This window comes from Yersinia vastinensis (assembly GCF_902726565.1).
Lineage (GTDB): Bacteria > Pseudomonadota > Gammaproteobacteria > Enterobacterales > Enterobacteriaceae > Yersinia > Yersinia vastinensis.
Genome location: NZ_CACVAF010000006.1, coordinates 164,729 through 186,808, shown reverse-complemented (window position 1 = coordinate 186,808; position 22,080 = coordinate 164,729). Strand labels below are relative to the sequence as shown.

Here is a 22,080-nt window from a genome sequence, read left to right as displayed (position 1 = left end):
AACAAACCCAATCAATTAATTATTATTAACTCCAGCATTAAGTTTATAATCAATATAAAAAAGAGGGATATAAGAGATAATTAGTGCAACTACCGGATTAACAATATTTAATCCAACCAGAAGTGCAATAGGGAAAAGCCAGATAACATTAATAGCAATGGCAGACAGTGTTACGGGCAAATGTCGTTTAAATTTTCTGGACGCAATTTGGTAACCATGGCTTCGATGAGCTTCATAAACTTTAAACCCACCAAGAACTCTACGTATTAAAGTCCAAGTTGCATCAACAATAAATAAACCCAATAAAATTAGCCAACAGAAGAAGAACTTCGTTTCTATCCATCCCGCGTTTATCGCCAAAGCCCCTATAACCAGCCCCAAAAAGCCGCTACCTGCATCTCCCATAAATATTTTTGCTGGCGGAAAATTCCACAATAAAAAGCCCAAAACTGTACTCGCAAGTAACCAAAGAACCAAATAATTATCTAGTGCGATATGATCGGCGCTAATGTAATAGATAACGATTGCACCAATACAACTAGTTACCGCTTGAGCACTGGCTAAACCGTCAATACCATCCATAAAGTTATAGAGGTTCAGCATCCAGACTAGAAATAGTAAACCAAACAAACTGCTCAATATCCCAAGATTAAGAGTATATTCAGAGAAAGTTAATACAGGGAAACCACCTAAACAAAATAATAAAAATGCCGCAGCAGAAAAGTGGGCAAGAAGACGCCAACGAGCCGCAATATGCCCATGGTCATCCCAAAAACCAACCAATGCAATGATCCCACCGGAGATAATTAATCCTACAGAAGGCAATAGTGGTAGATAACCTTGAAAATAAAAAAGAGCTATGCCGACAAGGAAACTAATCACAATAGCAACACCGCCACCACGTGGGGTTGGAATCACATGTGAACTGCGTGAATTAGGTGTATCTATAATATTATTTTTAAGAGCATAACGACGCAACTGCCAAGTTAATATAATCGATAGAGCAAGATAGAAGAACAACTCCAACATAATATTAGACATATATTCTCTTCACGTTTTATAGACAATGAAATTACATATAAAAACACAATAAACAAAGAAAGTTTTATTATAGCTTCAATGAATATTGATACTGAACAATCATCTCATCACAAAATTATTAGTTTTTAATAATTAATTCATTTGCCCACGATATATATCAACCCATCTATTCATGATTACATCAATAGAATTATTTTTAATAATTCGTTCTCTCGCATGGGCACCCAATTTTGTTTTTTCCTCAACGGTAATTGTTAACATTCTTGATATAGCGTCAGATAATGCAATATGATTCTTTATGGGTACTAGTTCACCACAATTTCCAATAACTTCTTTTACTCCACCACAATCAGTCGCGACAACAACTCTTTCACAGGCCATTGCTTCTGCTATAACCAAACCAAACCCTTCCCACTCAGAAGATAATATAAATATATCCGCAGCACACATTAAATCAGGAATATCATTTCTTATTCCTAAAAAGTGAATACTACTTTTAATATTCAACTCTTCAGCTAAAGTTTCAAGCTCTGTCTGTAGATGTCCAACACCAACTATAAAAAATAATAATTCCCTACCAAAATAATTTTCTTTACATAGTTTAGCATATGCTTTAAATAGATTAGGATAATCTTTGGCTTCAGTCAGTCGACCTACACTTAATAACATTAGATTGTTATCATTAATATTTAATTCTTTTCTTTTTATCAACCTAGTTTCAGTCGTATATTTAAATTTATCAGTATCAATTCCGTTGGGTATACTGATAATCCGTCCAGGGTATGAAGCTCCTTTATCAATAAAAGTTTGGACTGCTTCCTGACTTACATTTGTTGTGATAGACGCCAGTTTATCAGTTAATCGATATATAAACATTCTAGCTTTATTGCCCTCATTAGTACTGTGAGCAGTGCATACTAGACAAGGTATTTTAGTAAAAATACGTAATATACGTGAAAAAATATTTGCATGAAACATATGGCTATGAACCACATCTGGTTTGAATTTTTTTATTAATTCCCTTGCTCTTATCAATGTATATATAAAAGAAAATATATTCTTACCCATTTTAAGTTCTTTAATAGAAATATTGTTTATTGGTCTTACAACTGTATTACCAGTAAGAGATATGATTATAACATCATGTCCAGCATCAACCATTCTATCTGCCAATAAACATGTTTGCTTTTCGGCGCCGCCCATACCAAGCCCTGTGATAACAAATAGTATCTTCATTAGGAACTCTTTACTTATGATAGTTTAATTAAGAAATTAATTATAAACTTACAAAACATGCTATATGTGAAACTATTTTTAGTTTATATAAGACTTAGCTTATTAAATACTAGATTCGCACTAGACAAAATCACGGTAAGCGTAGAAGTCATTTTTACAGATATAATAGAGACACGCTACCGCCCTTGGCTTGCAGCTACCAATGTACTGTTCTGGGAATCAGCATTCTGTTCGACCGAATAAAAATCAATTTATAACAAATGGTTACAGGATATAATCACATGCCTATTTTTTATAATTAAGTAATTCTCATACATCTAAACAGGTATTACAAGCAAAAGGCCGAGTAAAAAAAGTGTAATGATGGCCACTTAGCGACCGACTGATACATAAAAAATTATGAAGACAAGGATAGTGAACCAATTTCTTGTTTTACCAGTTGTTCTAAAAGATCAATATGGCTCTCGTCGTCGTTCAGTGCCGGAATATATTCAAATTTCTCGCCACCTGCATGCAAGAAAATCTCTCGGTTTTGCTCTTTGATCTCTTCCAATGTTTCCAGACAGTCAGCAGAAAAGCCGGGGCAAATCAGCTGAATATGCTTAACACCTTGGGAAGGTAGACTTTTTAATGTCTCGTCTGTATAGGGGGTAAGCCAAGGCTCGCGACCAAATCGAGATTGATAAGTCATCATGACTTGTTCAGCAGGTAGCGTTAATTCTGCCCGTAAAGCATGGCTGGTATCTTCACAGCGCTGTGGATAGTCATCACCTAAGTGGGCATAGCGTTTGGGAATGCCGTGGAAAGAGAGCACTAACCGATCAGGTTTTCCATGCTGCTCGAAAGCACGTTCAACGCTGTGTTTCAATGCCGAAATATAAGCGGGATGTTCAGCATAATCACGGATAAATGACACCGACGGTAAGCGGCGATAGCCTTTCAAAATACGAGCAACAGCATCCCAAACGGCGGCACTTGTTGAGCAAGAATATTGCGGATAAAGCGGCAATACCACTAGCTTGGTCACGCCTTGCGCTAACAATTTATCAATAGCATTAGCTAGATTTGGCGAACCATAGCTCATACCTAATTCGACGGGGATTTCAGGCATACGTGCAGCGAGTGCTTTTTGCTGTCGCCGACTATAAACCAAGAGAGGAGAGCCTTCCTCCATCCAGACTGATTGATATAATTTTGCCACACGGGGCGAGCGAATTGGCAGAATAACCCCACGCAACAGTGGCCACCAGAGCCAAGGGGAAGTATCCACCACACGACGGTCGCTCAGGAACTCAGCCAGATAGCGTTTAACCGCTTGTGATGTAGGGGCATCCGGTGTCCCTAGATTAACCATCAGTACGCCAAGCTTGCTGTGCATCATGCATAAGTCCTTGTTGTGGGTATTGCACCGATTATGTGAGCAGATGGATAAACCCGTAAAATAATAAAGGCGACCTCAGGCCGCCTTCGCTATCTTACCATCCAGAATTAACCGAGAATAGTCGCCAGCTCTGCACTGACTTCTGCTACTTTACGGGTTCCGTCCAGTTTATAATATTGGGTATTTCCTGCATCAGCTTCTTTACGATAATAAGAAACTAAAGGTGCAGTTTGCTGATGATATTCGATCAAACGTTTACGGACCGTGGCTTCCTGATCATCTTTACGGATAGTCAGATCTTCACCGGTCACATCGTCTCTATCGTCAACTTTTGGTGGGTTGAATTTAATGTGATAAACACGGCCTGAAGCGGCGTGCACTCGGCGGCCGACAATGCGCTCAACGATCAACTCGTCCGGAACATCAAACTCCAGCACATAATCAACCTTGATACCGGCTTCTTTCATGGCATCAGCCTGAGGAATGGTACGTGGGAACCCGTCTAACAGGAAACCGTCACGGCAATCGTCCTGAGTGATGCGCTCTTTAACCAATGCGATAACCAGCTCATCAGTGACCAGCTTGCCGGCATCCATAATTTCTTTCGCTTTCAGACCTAACTCAGAACCTGCTTTTACAGCGGCGCGCAACATGTCACCAGTAGAGATTTGCGGAATACCGTATTTCTCCATGATGAATTGAGCCTGAGTACCCTTACCAGCGCCCGGAGCGCCCAGCAGAATGATACGCATTGCGTAAATCCCCTTGCTATGTAGTTTTTCTATACCCTTCATCTTTCAAGCTGCAAATGTGTTGCCTGCTCTAGGTCACCCGAATCACTGACTTAAGTCAGTTCATCGGGATTAATGAATCCCATCTCTGAGGTTCACCCTGCGGACTAGCGCAAACACGGTTCAAATCGGTTCCCGACCAATTTTTCTCTCGTTTGTCGCCTTTCTGCATCATGAAATCTATTGGGTATCTGTGTTTTTTTAAATTAAATCGAAATTGCGGAAAACAAGCAACCTTACCATTTTCAGGGGGGTTGGCTCAAGGTATGCGATTTTGTTTCATGAGATAGAATTCATAAGAACAAGACAAAAAATAAGAATAACACAATGAAATTAAACAAAAAACGCCCCTGACAACATCTCTGTCAAGGGCGTCTCATTACTTAATTAAGCAGTTAATAGCTGATTCATTCTACGAATGAACTGGTTAGGATCTTCTAATGTTCCACGCTCGGCAAGCAGAGCTTGATCCAGTAATAACTCGACCCACTCGGCAAACTGAGCGTCATCAGCCACATCAGCAGCACGTTTGACCAGGCTATGTTCTGGATTCAATTCAAAGATATACTTCACTTCCGGTGCCTGTTGACCCGCAGCAGCGAATAATTTCGCCATTTGCGTGCTCATTTCGTCAGCATCTGTGGTCACAATCGCCGGAGTATCCGTCAGCCGATGTGTCAGACGGACATCTTTTACACGCTCACCTAACAGCGTTTTCACACGCTCAACGAAAGGTTCCAACGCTTTGTCCGCCTCTTGCTGCTCTGGGCGTTCTTCATCTGCCAGTTTGTTCAGTGAGTCATCGGCCTTGCTGACAGATTGGAAAGATTTACTCTCAAACTCAGTCAGGTAACTCATCATCCATTCGTCAATACGGTCAGATAACAGCAAGACTTCAATGCCTTTTTTACGGAACAATTCTAGATGCGGACTGTTCTTCGCAGCAGCGTAGCTATCAGCAGTAATGTAGTAAATCTTCTCCTGCCCTTCGGCCATGCGGCTGACATAATCTTCTAACGACACGGTCTGCGCAGAGCTGTCAGTATGAGTTGAAGCAAAGCGTAACAACTTGGCGATAGTCTCTTTGTTGCTACCATCTTCCGCAGGGCCTTCTTTTAATGCCATACCAAACTGTTGCCAGAACTGCTGATATTTCTCAGCATCATCTTTCGCCAGTTTCTCCAGCATTTGTAGCACACGCTTTGTCAGCGCACTACGCAGGTTCTGTGTCACACGACTATCTTGCAGAATTTCGCGTGAGACGTTCAGCGGCAGATCATTAGAATCGATTAAACCACGAACGAATCGCAGATAATTCGGCATGAATTGTTCAGCATCATCCATGATAAAGACACGCTGGACGTACAATTTCAGGCCATGTTTATGGTCGCGATTCCACATATCCCAAGGCGCTTGTGCCGGGATATATAGCAAACTGGTGTACTCTTGCTTACCTTCAACGCGGTTATGGCTCCAAATGAGTGGATCAGTGAAGTCATGCGCGATGTGTTTGTAGAATGCCTTATATTCGTCGTCGGTTATTTCTGCTTTACCGCGAGTCCACAGCGCTTGGGCTTTATTAATTTTTTCCCATGTCACTGTGCCATCTTCTTCATTCTTGCTCTGAATTTCGACCGGCAGTGCAATATGGTCTGAGTATTTGCTGATAACGGAGCGCAAGCGCCAGTCATCAAGGTATTCATCTTCACCTTCTCGCAGGTGCAATGTAATTTCTGTACCGCGATCTTCTTTGGTGATATCTGCGATAGTGTAATCACCCTCGCCTGCTGATTCCCAGAATACGCCAGCATCAGCCGGGGCACCTGCCGCGCGGGTACGAACAGTGACTTTATCTGCCACGATGAAAGCAGAGTAGAAGCCCACGCCAAACTGACCGATTAATTGACTGTCTTTGGCTTGATCAGAACCAATAGATTCGAGGAATGCTTTGGTCCCTGATTTTGCGATGGTGCCGAGATTATCAATGACTTCATCACGGCTCATACCGATGCCGTTATCACTTAGGGTCAAAGTGCGTTTTTCTTTATCAAAAGATAAACGCACGCGCAGCTCACCATCCCCTTCAAACAATTCAGGGTTAGACAGCGCACGGAAACGCAGTTTATCTGCCGCATCAGAAGCGTTAGAGATCAACTCGCGCAAGAAAATTTCTTTATTGGAATAGAGCGAGTGAATCATCAAATGGAGAAGTTGTTTAACTTCAGATTGGAATCCACGGGTTTCTTGACCTTTCATACTCATTAATTACCTCAATCCAAATTACCGACAGGTATATAAAATCGAACAATGTGTATCAAATGGGGCCAACAGGAGGGGGTTTCAAGTCGTTACAGAGAAAAAAACAGAGAATCAGGGGCGATTTACTGAGTATCAGGAATTGAAATATTCATATGATAATCAATGGAAAACAATCGCCCACCAGATTAAATACGATTAATACTTAATGGGAGTCCGCCCGGCTAAAGAGTGGGATAAGGTCGTACCATCAACCATTTCCAGCTCGCCCCCCACCGGTACACCATGTGCTATACGGCTAGCTTGCACACCATACTGACCACACATCTGGCCAATATAGTTGGCGGTTGCATCACCTTCAACGGTTGGGTTGGTTGCTAAAATAACTTCACTGATAGTTTCAGTTCTCAGCCGTTCTTCAAGCAAATCCAGACCTATATCGCCGGGGCCAATACCATCAAGCGGTGATAAATGCCCCATCAGCACAAAGTAACGCCCACCAAATTGGCCCGTTTGCTCAATTGCATGGATATCCGCTGGACTTTCGACCACGCAGATTTGGCCGTTTTGCTGACGGCGTGGATTAGCGCAAATAGTACAACGGTCTTGCTCGGTAAATGTGCGGCAATCCGCACAGTGACCAATCTCAGACATCGCGCGGGTCAAAGACTGCGCCAGACGCATCCCACCGCTACGGTCACGCTGTAGCAACTGAAATGCCATACGCTGCGCTGATTTTGGGCCGACACCCGGTAAACAGCGCAACGCCTCCATTAATGACTCAAGGAGTGGACTGGTTTGCATCAGAACGGCATCTTAAAGCCTGGTGGCAATTGCATACCACTTGAGACAGAAGCCATTTTCTCTTTTTGCGTTTCATCGATACGGCGAGCAGCATCGTTGAAGGCCGCAGCAATCAGGTCTTCCAGCATTTCCTTATCGTCTTCAACCAACAGGCTTGGGTCAATTTCAACCCGACGGCAATTGTGCGCCCCATTAATTGTCACTTTGACCAAGCCCGCGCCAGATTCACCGGTAACTTCCAATTTGGCGACTTCTTCCTGCATCTGCTGCATTTTTTCCTGCATCTGCTGGGCTTGTTTCATTAAATTGCCAATACCGCCTTTACCAAACATAGTCATCTCTCATAGCAAGGGGCTGCGTCAGTGCACCACGCACTTATCACAGCGATTAAACCGGCCGGATACTATCTTCATCCAATTCAGCGTCGAAGAAACGACGCAGCGTCTGAATATTATTATCCGCAATAATTGACTGGCGTGCTTGTGCCAGTTTTTCTTCATAAATGGCCTGCCGCCATTCCAACGGGGTACGCTCCGTTAGATTATCATCTTCAATAACACTCAATGTAACAGCGCTACCGTGTAATTCACTCAACGCATCAGCCAGCGCCTTTTGCGCTGACGGCGAGTTTAAATGGCGCTGAGCAGAACGCAGGTGAAGGCAAATATTACCCGGTTCTATTTCTTCTTTAAATGCATTCAGTGCAAGTTGCTGCACCAACTTAGGAATCTGTAGCTTATCTATCTCAGCAGCCCAAGGGTCTCGAGCTATAGCAGCTTCAGCCAATTTCGCAGATAGCTCCGGTGTTTTCTCATGTTCCAACGCAGAACGTAGTGCTTTCGGTGTGGCGACAGGTTCAGGCGACACCTCGGGTTGGTTCTGCGCAGTCCAGCGATACGCTTCTTTCTTCGCCGGCTTCTTTTCTTCCGTTGATTTAGCCGCCAGACGTTGCTGGCTTCGCTCAGTCACCGAGGCTAATCGCTCCAGTGCTGAGTTTGCCGGCCGCGCTTTTCCTGGCGCTGCCGGCTCATTCTTTTTTGGTGTGGTTGTCCCCGACTGTCGCAGTAGCTGTGTACGTGCCTGAAGCAGTTGCGCAGTAGAATCCGGAAGTTGAGTATTCACCTGCATAGTTGCACCTAATGGCGGCGCCTCTTGCTGGGGAGCTGGCTGAGTATGAGCAGAGACTTGCGTATACTGCTGGGCAGGTACGCTATGATTAATGGCCGCCGGAACACTCACTGGCACCATTTGAGATTCAGCAATTATCGCTTTTGGGTGAAAAGCTAACGCTCGCAAAAAGGTCATTTCAACCCCCATGCGGCGATCGGGGGCAAAAGCTAACTCTTTACGTCCCACCAGCAAGGTTTGGTAATAAAGCTGAATATCCGTAGGCGGCAGAGTCCGGGCCAACTCACGCAATCGCGGTTCCAAGGTAGCGTAATGATTATCCAGCATCGATGGTAATAACTGCACCATGGCAATGCGGTGCAACAAACTTAGGGTTTCGACCAACAGGTTTTCCCAATCGATGCCGCGTGATGCCGCTTGTTCAAGTTGGGCCATTACCCGCGCCCCATCAGCACTCACCAAGGCTTCAATTATTGCCAATGGTTGCTCGTCATCCAATGTCCCTAACATTTGGCTGACAGTGGAGGTCGTCACACTACCATCCCCCATCGCGATGGCTTGATCAGTCAAACTTAGCGCATCGCGCATGCTACCATCAGCCGCTCGAGCCAGTAACTGTAAGGCGCGAGCATCACTGCTAATCTGTTCAGCCAGTAGTATTTTTTCAAGCTGCGCACGAATGATATCAACATCAATAACTTTGAGATGAAACTGTAAGCACCGGGAAAGAATCGTCACTGGCAACTTTTGCGGATCAGTAGTCGCCAACAGGAATTTCACATGAGCAGGCGGCTCTTCAAGCGTTTTTAGTAAGGCGTTAAAACTGTGCCGTGACAACATGTGTACTTCATCAATCAAATAGACCTTGAAGCGACCACGGGCCGGAGCATATTGAACATTATCTAGCAGTTCTCGGGTGTCCTCGACTTTCGTGCGAGAGGCGGCGTCTATTTCGATGAGGTCAACAAAACGGCCTTGTTCGATTTCCTGACAATTGGCGCAGACGCCACAAGGTGTCGCAGTAATGCCCGTTTCGCAATTAAGACCTTTGGCTAACAAGCGAGCTATAGAGGTCTTGCCGACACCACGAGTACCAGAGAATAGATAGGCGTGATGAATTCGCCCTAACGAAAGGCCATTAGCCAACGCCGTCAGGACATGTTCCTGACCAACGACGTCTGAAAACGTTTTGGGGCGCCACTTACGGGCCAGTACCTGATAGCTCATTAATGCTTCATCGTTGATTTATGATGGATAATTTAACCTAGTATATCTAATTTGGCCGGTTTTCGGACATATGCAAGTCGCATAATGATGATGCTCAGCGTAGTGTACCAGTACGTCTATCCTCATTCCCATAAATTTACTTTGTGGATGCCAAGTCGTCTTGGCGAGATCATGGGAGATAGTGGGGAACATGGTGATAGCAAGGCGGGTTTTCTGTGATGAGAATATCTTTATACCGGGTACCCTTCCCCAACCTAACGTTCTCAGGCCTAATACAGGCCTAATACAGGCCTAATAAAATAAATAGTAGGTCGGATAACCCAAATATCAGCCTCACGACTTGCTGCGAGACTGATATTATCAATGCGATCAGTGGCCGCTGAAAGAGACCAAACTGTAGCAAGTAATCCCTTGCTGAGTCAGACGCGTTTCGCCACCCAGTTCAGGTAAATCGATGACAAACGCAGCATCTGTCACTTCACCACCCAAACGACGGATGAGCTTAACCGTCGCTTCAATTGTTCCACCGGTCGCCAGTAAGTCGTCAATTACCAAGACTTTATCGCCAGGTTGAATGCTATCGGTGTGGATCTCAAGTTTGTCAGTACCGTATTCCAATTCATAGCTTTCGCTGATGGTTTCACGCGGCAACTTGCCCGGTTTACGTACCGGAACAAAACCCACGCCCAGCGACAAAGCCACTGGCGCACCGAACAGAAAACCACGAGCTTCAGTACCGACGACTTTAGTCACGCCTGCATCCAGATAACGTTCAACCAGCAATTCAATACTGGCGGCATAGGCTAAAGGATCTTCCAGCAAGCTGGTCACATCACGGAACAGTATTCCCGCTTTTGGATAATCGGGGATAGTTTTGATACTGTTTTTAATATATTCAAGCTGTTGTGCTGTATTAGGTGCAGTAGCGGTCATAATTTGTGCCTGATAAAACTGCTGTACATACTAAAGCGCGGCCAGTCGGTGCAAAATGGCATCAACTGAGTAACTTATTCTACCCATCAATATCGCCTGAATAGAGTAAATTACTGCATCCTTAACCCTAAGGACGCAACGTGGGATTACCCCGCGCACGAAAACGCTCAAATCTATGCAAACTGATACTAAAATGCAACTGGTGTAAGCTGCTCAGGGCTTTTTTTGTTGCGATAGGTCAATAACTGGCATGCGCAACATGAAAGTCAGCAATAACGTTAATATAACGAGCAAGATGACTCTGACCCACCAAATTTTCACTAACCATAGCGAAATAGCAAAAGTGAGTAAGGTCACCATTATTGCTTTCCATTTAACACCTGGTGGCAACGCTTTATGTTGTTGCCAAGTGCGTATGTAGCTGCCGAACCACGAACGATACAGTAGCCAATGATGAAAGCGGGGCGATGAACGCGCAAAACACCATGCAGCCAATAGTAAAAATGGCGTAGTGGGCAGAAGAGGCAGCACAACACCTAAGGTTGCTAAAACCACCGCCACCCAACCCAAGGCAATTAACAACCAACGAGACATAAACTCCCTTTATAATATTCATCAAAATATGCCGCTCTATCATTAGCGCATGCGTTGAGCATCATCAATAGATATTCTTGGCATTATTAACACGATACATATATTTACTCGTCCTTGCTTGTCACCCCCCCTTTTCGAGGGCAAGCTGGCGAGAAACCTTCAGGAGAAGCGCCATGAGTACAGAAAAATTATTACAGGTGCTTGAAAGCCAAATTGAAGCATTGTCTACGCAGGTTGGCCCACAAGCCAATACTCCATCCCAGCAAGCCCGTTTTGATCTGAATTTATTCAGTAATCATGGTAATCGTTTTCGCGATTATCTATTAGAAGTGCATAAGAATATGGCACAACTAAAGCAAGTCGTGGCAGAGAATCGTACACAACAGGTCGCCTTTTTGGCTGAGAAATTGGTAGCGCAGATATCCGCATTACAAAGAGAGTTAGCGACGCAGAAATTGAGAAAATCTAATCCTGAACCTCGTGAAAGCAAGTCGGACCCTTACCATAAACTGGCTGAACACCAAGATTATGAACGAAGAATACTGGCGATGATCCAAGATAGAGAGAGCCTGCTCGGTAAGCAAAGTCTATTAAGTGAACAGCAAAAAATACAAAAAGAACTTGCCGCACTAGAGGGACGTTTAATGCGTTGTCGGCAGGCATTAATAAAAATTGAGCGCAGCATTGAAAGGAAAGAGAACGGTTTTTGAATATTTGTCACATTTTTTGAATCATTAGGGTTTCGACATCGAATAGTTTTCTATAATGTTTAAATCTATTGTCCTTCAGGTTGCAGGTATGTCGGTTGTTTCAATCGCCAGAATGACTTACTTATGTAAGCTCATCAGGGCTAATGAGGCCTCTCCAGAGGCTCACCCAGTAGATCCGTCCTACATATTGCAACTAATTAGGTATAGAGATTGAAATCAAGTCAGGTGAAAACTCACAGTAGCGGTGTTCCCCGACTTTCCCAATTAACTGAAAATCAAATGTTGGCCACATTATGTCAGTTGAAAAAGCTTCACCAGAACTGCAACTGGCAGTAGATCTTATCTACTTGCTGGAATGCAATGAGATAGCGCCAGAAACAGCATTGGCGGCATTAGCGATCGTGCAACTTGATTATCAGCGTAAGCTCCGCCGCCAGACTTCGGATTAGTCATGATGTTTAACCAAGGCGATACATTCAGGTATCGCCTTGTTGTATAGCGTTCGTTTTACGAAATGCAGTGTGGTTGGTCGCCATCCCTCATTCCATGCTTTCCCAGCAGAGTATCTTAAGCGAGTGGTTTATTGATATCTGGTAAACCAGGTTTGGCATTTCCAATTTTAGCCTGAGTTGAAGGTAACTCTTTGGTTTCAAAAGGACGATTAACTTCTTGAACTTCTGTTCCATCCGCTTTGTGCAGATACACTTCCAACTGATTAAACGCGATATTAATGTCGTTCTCACGACATAGTTTATCAATCGCCCGGTTTAATTCGTCCACCGTATAGCTTCGATCTCGTAATTCACGCACATACACTCGCAACTCATGATCAAGGGTACTGGCACCAAAGTTCAGGAAGAATGCATGAGGTTCCGGATCAGACATTACCCGTGGATTTTCATGGGCCGCTTGCAGCAATATGTCTTTTACTTTTGTCAAATCAGAGCCATATGCCACCCCGACTTTAATAATAATCCGGGTAACAGTGTCTGACAGTGACCAGTTAATCAGCCGCTCGGTAACAAAGGCTTTGTTTGGAATAATGACTTCTTTGCGGTCAAAATCAGTAATAGTTGTTGCACGTATACGTATCTTGCTGACATTACCCGAGAAAGTCCCAATAGTGATTGTATCGCCGATACGAACAGGACGTTCAAAGAGGATAATTAAACCCGAAACAAAGTTGGCGAAGATTTCCTGCAAACCAAACCCCAAACCGACGGAGAGTGCCGCAACCAACCATTGCAACTTATCCCACGAGACACCGAGTGAACCAAGTGCGGTAATGACCCCAATAGCGGTAATCAGATAGGTCAGGATTGTGGTGATTGCATAAGAAGTCCCCTGACGTAGTTGCAGGCGCGACAGCACCACCACTTCAAGTAAACCAGGTAGGTTACGTGTCAAAACATAAGCAACCACCAGAGCCATCACTGCCACTAGCATATTACCTAATGTGACAGCTTGTGTGATGCTCGCACCAGCTACTGTTGAGGTGTAGTGCCATAAAGAGATGCTATCCAGATAGGAAATAACGGTTATCAGATCCGCCCAGATGCCATAAAAGGCGCTACCGAATATCACGAACAGTGTCATGGTAGTCAGACGCAATGACTGCTGATTAATTTGGTCCAAAGCCAGTGGCGGTTCTTCTACTGGTTCACCACCTTCAGCCCCCTCTTTAACTAGGCTTTGTCGCCGCGCAATGGCTCGCCGATAGGCCAAGCGCCGTGCTGCAACCCCCAAGCCGCGAATAGCCGTTAGATAAACAATATTCCACAAGAATAATAAATACAGGCTATCAATCCAGCGGCCAGCAAGCTGTAATGCTGTGTAGAAATACCCAGCGATCATTAAGCCGATCAGTATTATCGGTGTTATCGCTACTGCGGTAACAATCACTAACCGTACTGCATGTGAGTTTTTCTCACGCCAACTATCTCGGCAGAACGGATAGACAAATAGGGCCAGCAGCCCCAAAGCAATCACAATAACAATCTGCCCAATGACATCATCGACCAAACGAAGTGGGCTTTTCGCCCCCAACACAGACCAGAAAATAACAGGTAATAAGGCCGCACCTAACCGCACCATTTGGCGGCGGTAATGTGCACATCGGTCAGCCGCTATCATAAAGTGCCGCTCAGTGATGCCCCCGGGCGATAACATGCGGTATGACAAGTCAAACACGAGCCAGAACAGGGCAAGACGCTGGAAGAAGCTCCAGAATAAATCACTGAGGTTGAAGTCTGAGCGGAAACACCAGTAACCCACACCAAGAATGATCAAGGCCCCCGGCAGCACTTTCAGTAAAGTGAGCATAATGGCGTTGGGCGTGTGCATTTGACTATCGTGCTTTAGCTGCCCGACATCAGCAGCCAGCCGCTCCAAATGCTTATTGATGATTTTATAGCGTGAGCGGATGACTGCGACCACAACCAGCATTGGTATCAGGAATACCAATGACTTAAGTAATCCCGCAAATACATCATCCCATGACAGGGTAAAATGAAAACTGCTTAATTCTGCTTTAATCGCCCCTGGTAATGCTTTCAACCAAGACCAATCCATCGGTTTGTTACTGCTGACCCAAAAAATCTGCTGCGTCAATGTATGCTGCAGTGATTCATTGACACTCAAAAGCTGCTGTTGGTTAATTTGCAGATTAATTGCCAGCGTCAGTTGGTTACCCAGTTGCTTATTTAATTGGTCCAGCAATTCACGCCGAATATCAACAATTTGCCCTAAGGCATCCTCCACATCGGGGCTAACTTTCTCTTTACTGTCACTCGTCAGGGTTTGAATATAGTCATTGCCTTGGAATAACTGGTCACGCTGCTGGTTAATTTCAAACTGCTCAAGTCGCAGGTCAGCAATGCGTGGCCCCATATTAGTAATCAAGCCAGAAGTCGGTAAATTGAGTTGTTGCTGATACAGAATACGAGAAAGCAGTAAGCTGCCACGCAATACGGTAATTTGCTCCTTTAAATTACGTTCAGATTGCAGGGCACGATCGAGCCAGTTTTTAACCCTGATGTTCTGCTGTACCAGTGTATTGCCTTCTTTAGTGGCATTAATAAGCCGTTGGCTTAATTCTTTATTAATGGCTAATTCACGACTGACTAAAGGATCATTTTGGATATCAGTCGCATCACTGGGTGCTTGCGCTTCTTTGGCTGTTTTCTCTGATAGGATTAGCCGCTTTCCGCTAACAACTTCTTGCAGTAGCTGAACATAGCGCTCTAATTGATTAATGTGTGCCGTGGTGTAATCGCGCTGTTTTTGCAGCAAATCTTGCAACGTCGTATTAGCTTCCAGATTTTTACGCTGCAAATCTAGCTGCGCATTTAACATGACTTGTTCAGTCAATAACTCTTGCTGTTGGGTGGGCCGTAAAACCTCTTGATTTGAAGTCAACCCATTGAGTTGATTACGAATCTGCATTAAACGCATAGATGCATTGTACATCGCACTCTGTACGCGTTCAGGCTGAGTTTGCAGAGAAATGAGCTGGCTATTATAGGCGGAGAGATCTTCCTGAGCAGATTGTAAATCATCCAGCGTTTCGTTGAGACGTGACTCTAACTGGCGTAATGAATAATTGGCCAGCGACTCGCGAGTTAGAGTATCTGCGCTATCGTTTTTGAGTGTATCCAGCCCTTCTGTCGCCTGACGTAACTTCGCCGGAGCCTGCGCTAGTTGCTGCTTAAGCTGAGCCGTTTCCTGCCGAGTCCGCTCAATAGTATCAAGATACTCGAGCGTCTTAGTCAGATCCTGCTGCGATAGTTTTTCCGCTGGTGACAATATCTTTTGCTTGGATAATGTATCCAACTGGCTCATCACTTCTGAGCGGGTCGGTACATCAATATTCATTCCCGCAGCAAAGATCGACGGAGAAAATGTAAATGCAATTATAAGCAGAGTAACCATTACTTTCAGGCGTAATAAAAATACACCTGTTAACGCCATTATTGGCAAAGAGAAGGGTAAAGAATATTGATTGTGAAATCTGATGCTCATATTTGAACTTCATTTCAACAGAGAAGCTGAGATCCTATCACGTTCAGTCTCAGGCCATAATAGGAAAAATATTTCTGAGCATGAATAGCTGCAATAATGCGAGCAGTGATGCAATGACAGCTCGATGGGATGCAACCGCCAGAAATATCAGTTAATTCAATAAATCAAAAAAACAGCGATCATCAGCACTCAGAATGTCAGTACTTTTTCAGCAGCCAGTGTCCATTGGGCCAGTTCGACTAAAGTGCCAATTTCCACACCATCGACCAATTTCAACTCACTAATCCCCCGCGCATTGGCGCAGGTTTTACAGAGCAGCACCGGAACATTCTGCGCCGTCAGTATTTCCAGCATCTGCTGCAAATTATAGCCTTCATTTGGTTTCTGCCCATCAAGGCCTGCAATAACCGCGTCTGACATTAAGAATAGACGTAAATCAAGATCTATTTGTTGTTCTTTCAAAGCGATGGATAAACGCAGCGCATTAAATAGTGATTCGTGACCATAAGCGGCACCACTTGCAATCACGACCAGTGAATTCGTTTTATCGCTCATATAAACTTCTCCAGTTAATCCTATACCTTGCTATTAATCTCTTTTCGCAATGAAAGGCTGTGACTTAACATATCCAGATATGCATCAATTAATGTAGGGGCCTCTTGTTTTATGTCAAAACTTTCTGGCATAAAAAGCCAATTTTCCATCAAACCTGTAATATAGGCTCTCATGATTATCGCAGCACGGCGAGTATCAAGATCGACGGGTAATTGATTTGCTTCAATACAACCTTGCAAAACCGATTCAATTCGCTCATAACTAGCTAAATCAAGAACTTTACGCGCATCATGGACTGAGGTCATCTCACCAACAAATTCACATTTATGGAATACAATCTCCATCAATGCGCGGCGTCGACAATCCTCACGCGTAGAAACAAGTACATAGATGAGTATTTCGCGCAGAATACGTAGTGGATTATCAGGATATTTTACCTGATACTCTGATTCGAGCTGATCAATTTTAGACTCTGATAATTCCCAAACCTCGTTAAAGAGGTCTACCTTATTCTTGAAGTGCCAGTAAATTGCCCCTCGAGTGACACCAGCGGCGGCGGCAATATCAGTAAGCGAGGTGCTGGAAACACCGTGCGCAGAAAATTCCCGCACGGCGGCATCTAGAATTTGTTGCCGGGTCTCTTCGGCTTGTTGTTTGGTTTTTCGTGCCATAGCGTTGTTTTTTCGAGGGGGTGCGATTTACATACATTCACGAATGTATGTACCATAGCACGCACATATAATTTACGCAGCAATGGGTTTTAAAGCTTGTGATCCATTGGATTAAATTAAAAATCGGACACTTGAGGTTTATCTATGAGCAAAAACAGAGGGGTAATGCCTCTGGCTGCAATTCTGGTTCTTTCAGGCAGCTTAGTACTTATAGGATGTAATGATAAAGATGCGGCGCAAGCCCATGCTCAACAGGCACCTGAAGTCGGCATTGTGACATTGAAAGCGGCTCCACTGAACATCACGACCGAATTGCCAGGCCGCACGTCCGCATTCCGTGTTGCAGAAGTTCGTCCGCAAGTTAGCGGGATTATCCTTAAACGTAACTATGTTGAAGGCAGTGATGTCACCGCTGGAACATCTCTTTATCAAATCGACCCTGCGACTTATCAGGCGGCTTATGATAGTGCAAAAGGTGATTTAGCTAAGGCGCAAGCGGCTGCGGAAATCGCACGTCTGACAGTAAATCGCTACAAACCATTACTGGGCACCAATTACATCAGTAAGCAAGAATATGACCAGGCAGTGTCAAGTTCAATGCAAGCCAATGCTGCGGTTGTCGCTGCAAAAGCCGCAGTAGAAACTGCGCGCATTAATCTGGCATACACTCAGGTCACATCACCAATCAGTGGCCGTACAGGTAAATCTTCAGTCACTGAAGGCGCACTGGTGACTAGCGGCCAGACCGTTGCACTGACCACTGTTCAGCAGCTTGATCCGATGTATGTTGATGTCACTCAATCAAGCGATGAATTCTTGCGCCTGAAAAAAGAGCTGGCTGACGGCACGCTCAAACAAGAGAACGGCAAAGCCAAAGTTCGCTTGTTGCTGGAAAACGGGACTGAGTACTCTGAAACAGGTACGTTGGAATTCTCGGGTGTGACCGTGGATGAAACCACCGGTTCAATCACTATTCGTGCCATCTTCCCTAACCCGAATGAAGCATTACTGCCAGGGATGTTTGTCCGAGCCCGTCTGGATGAAGGTGTTAGACCTGATGCACTGTTAGTGCCTCAACAAGGTGTGACCCGTAACCCACGTGGTGAGGCAACAGCAATGGTCGTTGGTGCCGACGACAAAGTTGAAATGCGTACGCTGGTTGCTAATCAAGCTATTGGTAATAAATGGTTGGTTACCGAAGGGTTGAAAGCAGGCGATCGCCTTATTGTTTCCGGCTTGCAGAAAATCAGACCGGGCGTGCAGGTAAAAGTGCAGGAAGTTACTGAGCAGACGCAAGCAGCAGCCCCAGCTGATACAGCGAAGAAGTCTTAAAAGGAGCCGGTAATTCATGGCTAAGTTCTTTATAGATCGCCCTATTTTCGCTTGGGTTATCGCTATCATAATTATGTTGGCGGGCGCCCTGGCGATAATGAAATTACCTGTCGCGCAATATCCGACCATTGCGCCACCGGCAATTACAATCTCCGCCAACTACCCTGGCGCCGATGCGACAACTGTGCAGAATACAGTTACGCAGGTTATCGAACAGAATATGAACGGTATCGATAACCTGTTGTATATGTCTTCGAGCAGCGACTCATCCGGTAACGTTCAGTTGACGTTGACCTTTAACTCAGGCACTGACCCGGATATCGCTCAGGTTCAGGTCCAGAACAAACTGCAATTAGCCATGCCACTGTTGCCACAAGAAGTGCAGCAACAAGGTGTGAGCGTTGAAAAGTCTAGTAGTAGCTTCCTGATGGTGGCCGGCTTTATTTCTGAAGACGGTACGATGAAACAGGAAGATATTGCAGACTATGTGGGTTCAAACGTTAAAGATCCGATCAGCCGTACGACAGGGGTTGGTGACGTTCAGTTGTTCGGTTCCCAATATGCGATGCGTATTTGGATGGACCCGCACAAGCTGAATAACTTCGGTTTGACACCTGTTGACGTTATTAGCGCCATTAAAGTACAGAACAATCAGGTTGCAGCCGGCCAGTTAGGTGGAACACCACCCGTACCGGGCCAAGAGCTGAACTCATCCATTATTGCGCAAACCCGTTTAACCAATGCGGAAGAATTCAGCCAGATCATGCTGAAAGTCAATACCGATGGTTCGCAGGTTCGTCTGAAAGATGTGGCTATTGTTGAACTGGGCGCTGAAAGCTATAACATCATTGCCCGTTATAATGGTAAGCCAGCAGCAGGTATCGGTATTAAGTTGGCAACAGGGGCTAACGCCCTGAATACCTCTGCTGCGGTTAAAGCTGAACTGGCAAAATTACAGCCGTTCTTCCCCGCTGGGTTGAAAGTAGTCTATCCGTATGACACCACGCCGTTCGTTAAGATCTCGATTAACGAAGTGGTTAAAACACTGGTAGAAGCTATCATTCTGGTGTTCTTGGTCATGTACCTGTTCTTGCAAAACTTCCGCGCAACGTTGATCCCAACGATTGCGGTACCGGTTGTATTGATGGGGACGTTTGCCATCCTTTCTGCCTTTGGCTATTCGATAAACACCCTAACAATGTTCGGGATGGTGTTGGCGATAGGGCTATTGGTGGATGACGCCATCGTGGTCGTCGAGAACGTCGAACGTGTCATGCAAGAGGAAGGGCTACCACCGAAAGAAGCGACCAAGAAATCCATGGAGCAGATCCAGGGTGCATTGGTGGGGATAGCCTTGGTACTTTCTGCGGTATTTATCCCGATGGCCTTCTTCGGCGGCGCAACCGGGGCGATTTATCGTCAGTTCTCTATCACTATCGTTTCGGCCATGGTGCTCTCGGTTATGGTGGCATTAATTCTGACACCAGCACTGTGCGCCACCATGTTGAAACCTATCGCCAAAGGCGAACATGGCCCGAAAACCGGCTTCTTTGGTTGGTTTAACCGCATGTTTGAGAGCAGTACCCACCATTATACCGACAGTGTTGCCAACATCCTGCGCAGCACCGGCCGTTATCTGGTGATCTATCTGGCACTGGTGATTGGTATGGGCTTGCTGTTCCTGCGCTTACCTTCGTCATTCTTACCAGAAGAAGATCAGGGCGTGTTCCTGACCATGGTACAAATGCCTGCGGGGGCAACCCAAGAACGTACTCAGAATGTACTGAATCAGGTGACTGATTATTACCTCGACAAAGAAAAAGATGTGGTTAACTCGGTCTTTACCGTTAACGGCTTCGGTTTCAGTGGTCAAGGTCAGAACACCGGTCTGGCATTCGTGAGTCTGAAAAACTGGGACGAACGCCCGGGTGAGCAAAACAAAGTTCCAGCCATTGTGGGCCGTGCTTCTGCTGCTTTCTCACAAATTAAAGACGGTTTGGTCTTCGCCTTTAACTTGCCAGCGATTGTAGAATTAGGTACAGCTACCGGCTTTGACTTCCAGTTAATTGACCAAGGTAACTTGGGGCATCAGAAATTAACTGAAGCACGTAACCAACTGCTTGGTATGGCTGCGCAACATCCCGATATGTTAGTGGGAATGCGTCCAAACGGGCTGGAAGATACACCGCAGTTCAAAGTGGAAGTTGATCAGGAAAAAGCACAAGCCCTTGGCGTCGCCATTTCTGATATCAATACCACTCTGGGTTCCGCTATGGGCGGCAGCTATGTCAATGACTTTATCGACCGCGGTCGTGTGAAGAAAGTTTACGTACAAGCTGATGCCCCATTCCGTATGTTGCCGGGTGATATCGATAAATGGTATGTCCGTAACAGTTCTGGCCAGATGGTGTCATTTGCTACCTTCTCCAGCGCGAAATGGGAATATGGTTCGCCGCGATTAGAGCGTTATAACGGCTTGCCATCCATGGAAATTTTGGGTCAAGCAGCACCGGGTAAAAGTACCGGTGAAGCAATGGATCTGATGCAGGAGTTAGCGGCTAAATTACCAAGCGGCATTGGCTATGACTGGACGGGTATGTCCTATCAAGAGCGTTTGTCTGGTAACCAAGCTCCAGCACTGTATGCCATCTCGCTGATTGTGGTCTTCTTATGTCTGGCTGCGTTGTATGAAAGCTGGTCGATTCCATTCTCTGTTATGTTGGTGGTTCCGCTGGGTGTAGTCGGTGCGTTACTGGCTGCGACACTGCGTGGGTTGGAAAATGACGTTTACTTCCAGGTCGGCTTATTGACCACCATCGGGCTATCGGCCAAGAACGCCATATTGATTGTTGAGTTCGCCAAGGACTTGATGGACAAAGAAGGCAAAGGCTTGGTTGAGTCAACATTGGAAGCCGTGCGTATGCGTCTGCGTCCAATCCTGATGACCTCACTGGCCTTTATCCTTGGGGTTCTACCGCTAGTTATCAGTAGCGGTGCAGGTTCTGGCGCACAGAACGCGGTTGGTACTGGTGTTATGGGCGGTATGATAACCGCGACAGTACTGGCTATCTTCTTTGTTCCAGTCTTCTTCGTGGTAGTTCGCCGCCGTTTCAGTCGGAAAAGCGAAGATGTAGAACATGCACATCCAGTTGAGCATAAGTGAAATAATTCAAACTGACAGCAGATGATGTCATACCTAAAAGGCCGCAAAAGCGGCCTTTTTCTTTATCTCTACTTTATCAATGCCCCACTGATGCAGTAGAAAACAGGGCACTGTCTCTGCGATAAAGCAGACAATTCCATTAATGTGACTATATTGTGATCTCTATGCCAAATGGTGAGTTGAGTATTTGCAGTAAGGAAATAAGTTACTATGATGTAAATATTCATAAAAATGAAGA

At 45.1% G+C, this 22,080-nt stretch carries 17 protein-coding genes and 1 other annotated feature; of the genes, 4 read left to right on the top strand and 13 right to left on the bottom strand.

Annotated elements, in window-relative coordinates; translation table 11 throughout:
* Positions 1-15 precede the first annotated feature (15 nt).
* From HUZ92_RS11050 to HUZ92_RS11005, 10 genes are all read right to left on the bottom strand, one after another.
* A complete protein-coding gene (locus tag HUZ92_RS11050) occupies positions 16-1,041 on the bottom strand; it encodes an MraY family glycosyltransferase (RefSeq protein ID WP_050139907.1) in 1,026 nt (341 codons plus the stop codon).
* Positions 1,042-1,173: 132 nt separating this feature from the next.
* On the bottom strand, positions 1,174-2,277 hold the full coding sequence (locus HUZ92_RS11045) for a glycosyltransferase (protein ID WP_128451450.1): 1,104 nt from the start codon (positions 2,275-2,277) through the stop codon (positions 1,174-1,176).
* 397 nt (positions 2,278-2,674) lie between these two features.
* On the bottom strand, positions 2,675-3,658 hold the full coding sequence (hemH, locus tag HUZ92_RS11040; RefSeq protein ID WP_050099088.1) for a ferrochelatase: 984 nt from the start codon (positions 3,656-3,658) through the stop codon (positions 2,675-2,677).
* A 107-nt stretch (positions 3,659-3,765) separates the two neighbouring features.
* Complete coding sequence (adk, locus tag HUZ92_RS11035; RefSeq protein WP_050099089.1) at positions 3,766-4,410, bottom strand: adenylate kinase; 645 nt, start codon at positions 4,408-4,410, stop codon at positions 3,766-3,768.
* Between the two features lie 426 nt (positions 4,411-4,836).
* Positions 4,837-6,705 carry a molecular chaperone HtpG gene (htpG, locus tag HUZ92_RS11030; protein ID WP_174846828.1) on the bottom strand — a complete coding sequence of 623 codons (1,869 nt, stop codon included), beginning with the start codon at positions 6,703-6,705 and terminating at the stop codon, positions 4,837-4,839.
* Between the two features lie 198 nt (positions 6,706-6,903).
* On the bottom strand, positions 6,904-7,509 hold the full coding sequence (gene recR, locus HUZ92_RS11025; protein WP_050099093.1) for a recombination mediator RecR: 606 nt from the start codon (positions 7,507-7,509) through the stop codon (positions 6,904-6,906).
* Positions 7,509-7,841 carry a YbaB/EbfC family nucleoid-associated protein gene (locus tag HUZ92_RS11020; RefSeq protein ID WP_019212859.1) on the bottom strand — a complete coding sequence of 111 codons (333 nt, stop codon included), beginning with the start codon at positions 7,839-7,841 and terminating at the stop codon, positions 7,509-7,511. The genes recR and HUZ92_RS11020 overlap by 1 nt, the downstream gene beginning before the upstream one ends.
* Before the next feature lie 55 nt (positions 7,842-7,896).
* Positions 7,897-9,864 (bottom strand): DNA polymerase III subunit gamma/tau, encoded by a 1,968-nt coding sequence (gene dnaX / locus HUZ92_RS11015; RefSeq protein ID WP_050099097.1) that lies wholly within the window; start codon positions 9,862-9,864, stop codon positions 7,897-7,899.
* Positions 8,503-8,567, bottom strand: a sequence feature (DnaX frameshifting element). It overlaps the preceding gene by 65 nt.
* A 369-nt stretch (positions 9,865-10,233) precedes the next feature.
* A complete protein-coding gene (gene apt / locus HUZ92_RS11010; RefSeq protein WP_050099099.1) occupies positions 10,234-10,797 on the bottom strand; it encodes an adenine phosphoribosyltransferase in 564 nt (187 codons plus the stop codon).
* Between the two features lie 213 nt (positions 10,798-11,010).
* Positions 11,011-11,391 (bottom strand): DUF454 family protein, encoded by a 381-nt coding sequence (locus HUZ92_RS11005; RefSeq protein ID WP_050099100.1) that lies wholly within the window; start codon positions 11,389-11,391, stop codon positions 11,011-11,013.
* 173 nt (positions 11,392-11,564) lie between these two features.
* On the opposite strand from HUZ92_RS11005, the gene priC reads away from it, so the two are divergent.
* Together priC and rsmS are read left to right on the top strand one after the other, a co-directional pair.
* Positions 11,565-12,101, top strand: a complete 537-nt coding sequence (gene priC, locus HUZ92_RS11000) for a primosomal replication protein PriC (protein ID WP_050099101.1) — start codon at positions 11,565-11,567, stop codon at positions 12,099-12,101.
* A 293-nt stretch (positions 12,102-12,394) separates the two neighbouring features.
* Positions 12,395-12,550 carry a pleiotropic regulatory protein RsmS gene (rsmS, locus tag HUZ92_RS10995; RefSeq protein WP_050099102.1) on the top strand — a complete coding sequence of 52 codons (156 nt, stop codon included), beginning with the start codon at positions 12,395-12,397 and terminating at the stop codon, positions 12,548-12,550.
* A gap of 118 nt (positions 12,551-12,668) precedes the next feature.
* On the opposite strand, the gene mscK is transcribed toward rsmS, so the two are convergent.
* The 3 genes from mscK to acrR all read right to left on the bottom strand — a co-directional run bounded on the left by mscK (position 12,669) and on the right by acrR (position 17,347).
* Positions 12,669-16,121 (bottom strand): mechanosensitive channel MscK, encoded by a 3,453-nt coding sequence (gene mscK / locus HUZ92_RS10990; RefSeq protein ID WP_050099103.1) that lies wholly within the window; start codon positions 16,119-16,121, stop codon positions 12,669-12,671.
* Positions 16,122-16,310: 189 nt separating this feature from the next.
* The gene (locus HUZ92_RS10985; RefSeq protein ID WP_050099104.1) at positions 16,311-16,676 is read right to left on the bottom strand and encodes a DsrE/DsrF/TusD sulfur relay family protein; all 366 of its coding nucleotides are present in this window, start codon (positions 16,674-16,676) and stop codon (positions 16,311-16,313) included.
* Between the two features lie 20 nt (positions 16,677-16,696).
* The gene (gene acrR, locus HUZ92_RS10980) at positions 16,697-17,347 is read right to left on the bottom strand and encodes a multidrug efflux transporter transcriptional repressor AcrR (RefSeq protein WP_050099106.1); all 651 of its coding nucleotides are present in this window, start codon (positions 17,345-17,347) and stop codon (positions 16,697-16,699) included.
* Positions 17,348-17,491: 144 nt separating this feature from the next.
* Here acrR and acrA point away from each other — a divergent pair, with 144 nt between their 5' ends.
* Positions 17,492-18,679: an efflux RND transporter adaptor subunit AcrA gene (gene acrA / locus HUZ92_RS10975; RefSeq protein WP_050099108.1), complete on the top strand. Its 1,188-nt coding sequence runs from the start codon at positions 17,492-17,494 to the stop codon at positions 18,677-18,679.
* A gap of 16 nt (positions 18,680-18,695) precedes the next feature.
* The gene (gene acrB / locus HUZ92_RS10970; protein WP_050296025.1) at positions 18,696-21,842 is read left to right on the top strand and encodes an efflux RND transporter permease AcrB; all 3,147 of its coding nucleotides are present in this window, start codon (positions 18,696-18,698) and stop codon (positions 21,840-21,842) included.
* Positions 21,843-22,080 lie beyond the last annotated feature (238 nt).

Excerpts from the sequence above, each read along its gene's own strand:
- HUZ92_RS11050 (WP_050139907.1), bottom strand. The coding sequence starts at position 1,041 with ATGTCTAATATTATGTTGGAGTTGTTCTTCTATCTTGCTCTATCGATT.
- HUZ92_RS11045 (WP_128451450.1), bottom strand. The coding sequence starts at position 2,277 with ATGAAGATACTATTTGTTATCACAGGGCTTGGTATGGGCGGCGCCGAA.
- hemH (WP_050099088.1), bottom strand. The coding sequence starts at position 3,658 with ATGATGCACAGCAAGCTTGGCGTACTGATGGTTAATCTAGGGACACCG.
- adk (WP_050099089.1), bottom strand. The coding sequence starts at position 4,410 with ATGCGTATCATTCTGCTGGGCGCTCCGGGCGCTGGTAAGGGTACTCAG.
- htpG (WP_174846828.1), bottom strand. The coding sequence starts at position 6,705 with ATGAAAGGTCAAGAAACCCGTGGATTCCAATCTGAAGTTAAACAACTT.
- recR (WP_050099093.1), bottom strand. The coding sequence starts at position 7,509 with ATGCAAACCAGTCCACTCCTTGAGTCATTAATGGAGGCGTTGCGCTGT.
- HUZ92_RS11020 (WP_019212859.1), bottom strand. The coding sequence starts at position 7,841 with ATGTTTGGTAAAGGCGGTATTGGCAATTTAATGAAACAAGCCCAGCAG.
- dnaX (WP_050099097.1), bottom strand. The coding sequence starts at position 9,864 with ATGAGCTATCAGGTACTGGCCCGTAAGTGGCGCCCCAAAACGTTTTCA.
- apt (WP_050099099.1), bottom strand. The coding sequence starts at position 10,797 with ATGACCGCTACTGCACCTAATACAGCACAACAGCTTGAATATATTAAA.
- HUZ92_RS11005 (WP_050099100.1), bottom strand. The coding sequence starts at position 11,391 with ATGTCTCGTTGGTTGTTAATTGCCTTGGGTTGGGTGGCGGTGGTTTTA.
- priC (WP_050099101.1), top strand. The coding sequence starts at position 11,565 with ATGAGTACAGAAAAATTATTACAGGTGCTTGAAAGCCAAATTGAAGCA.
- rsmS (WP_050099102.1), top strand. The coding sequence starts at position 12,395 with ATGTCAGTTGAAAAAGCTTCACCAGAACTGCAACTGGCAGTAGATCTT.
- mscK (WP_050099103.1), bottom strand. The coding sequence starts at position 16,121 with ATGAGCATCAGATTTCACAATCAATATTCTTTACCCTTCTCTTTGCCA.
- HUZ92_RS10985 (WP_050099104.1), bottom strand. The coding sequence starts at position 16,676 with ATGAGCGATAAAACGAATTCACTGGTCGTGATTGCAAGTGGTGCCGCT.
- acrR (WP_050099106.1), bottom strand. The coding sequence starts at position 17,347 with ATGGCACGAAAAACCAAACAACAAGCCGAAGAGACCCGGCAACAAATT.
- acrA (WP_050099108.1), top strand. The coding sequence starts at position 17,492 with ATGAGCAAAAACAGAGGGGTAATGCCTCTGGCTGCAATTCTGGTTCTT.
- acrB (WP_050296025.1), top strand. The coding sequence starts at position 18,696 with ATGGCTAAGTTCTTTATAGATCGCCCTATTTTCGCTTGGGTTATCGCT.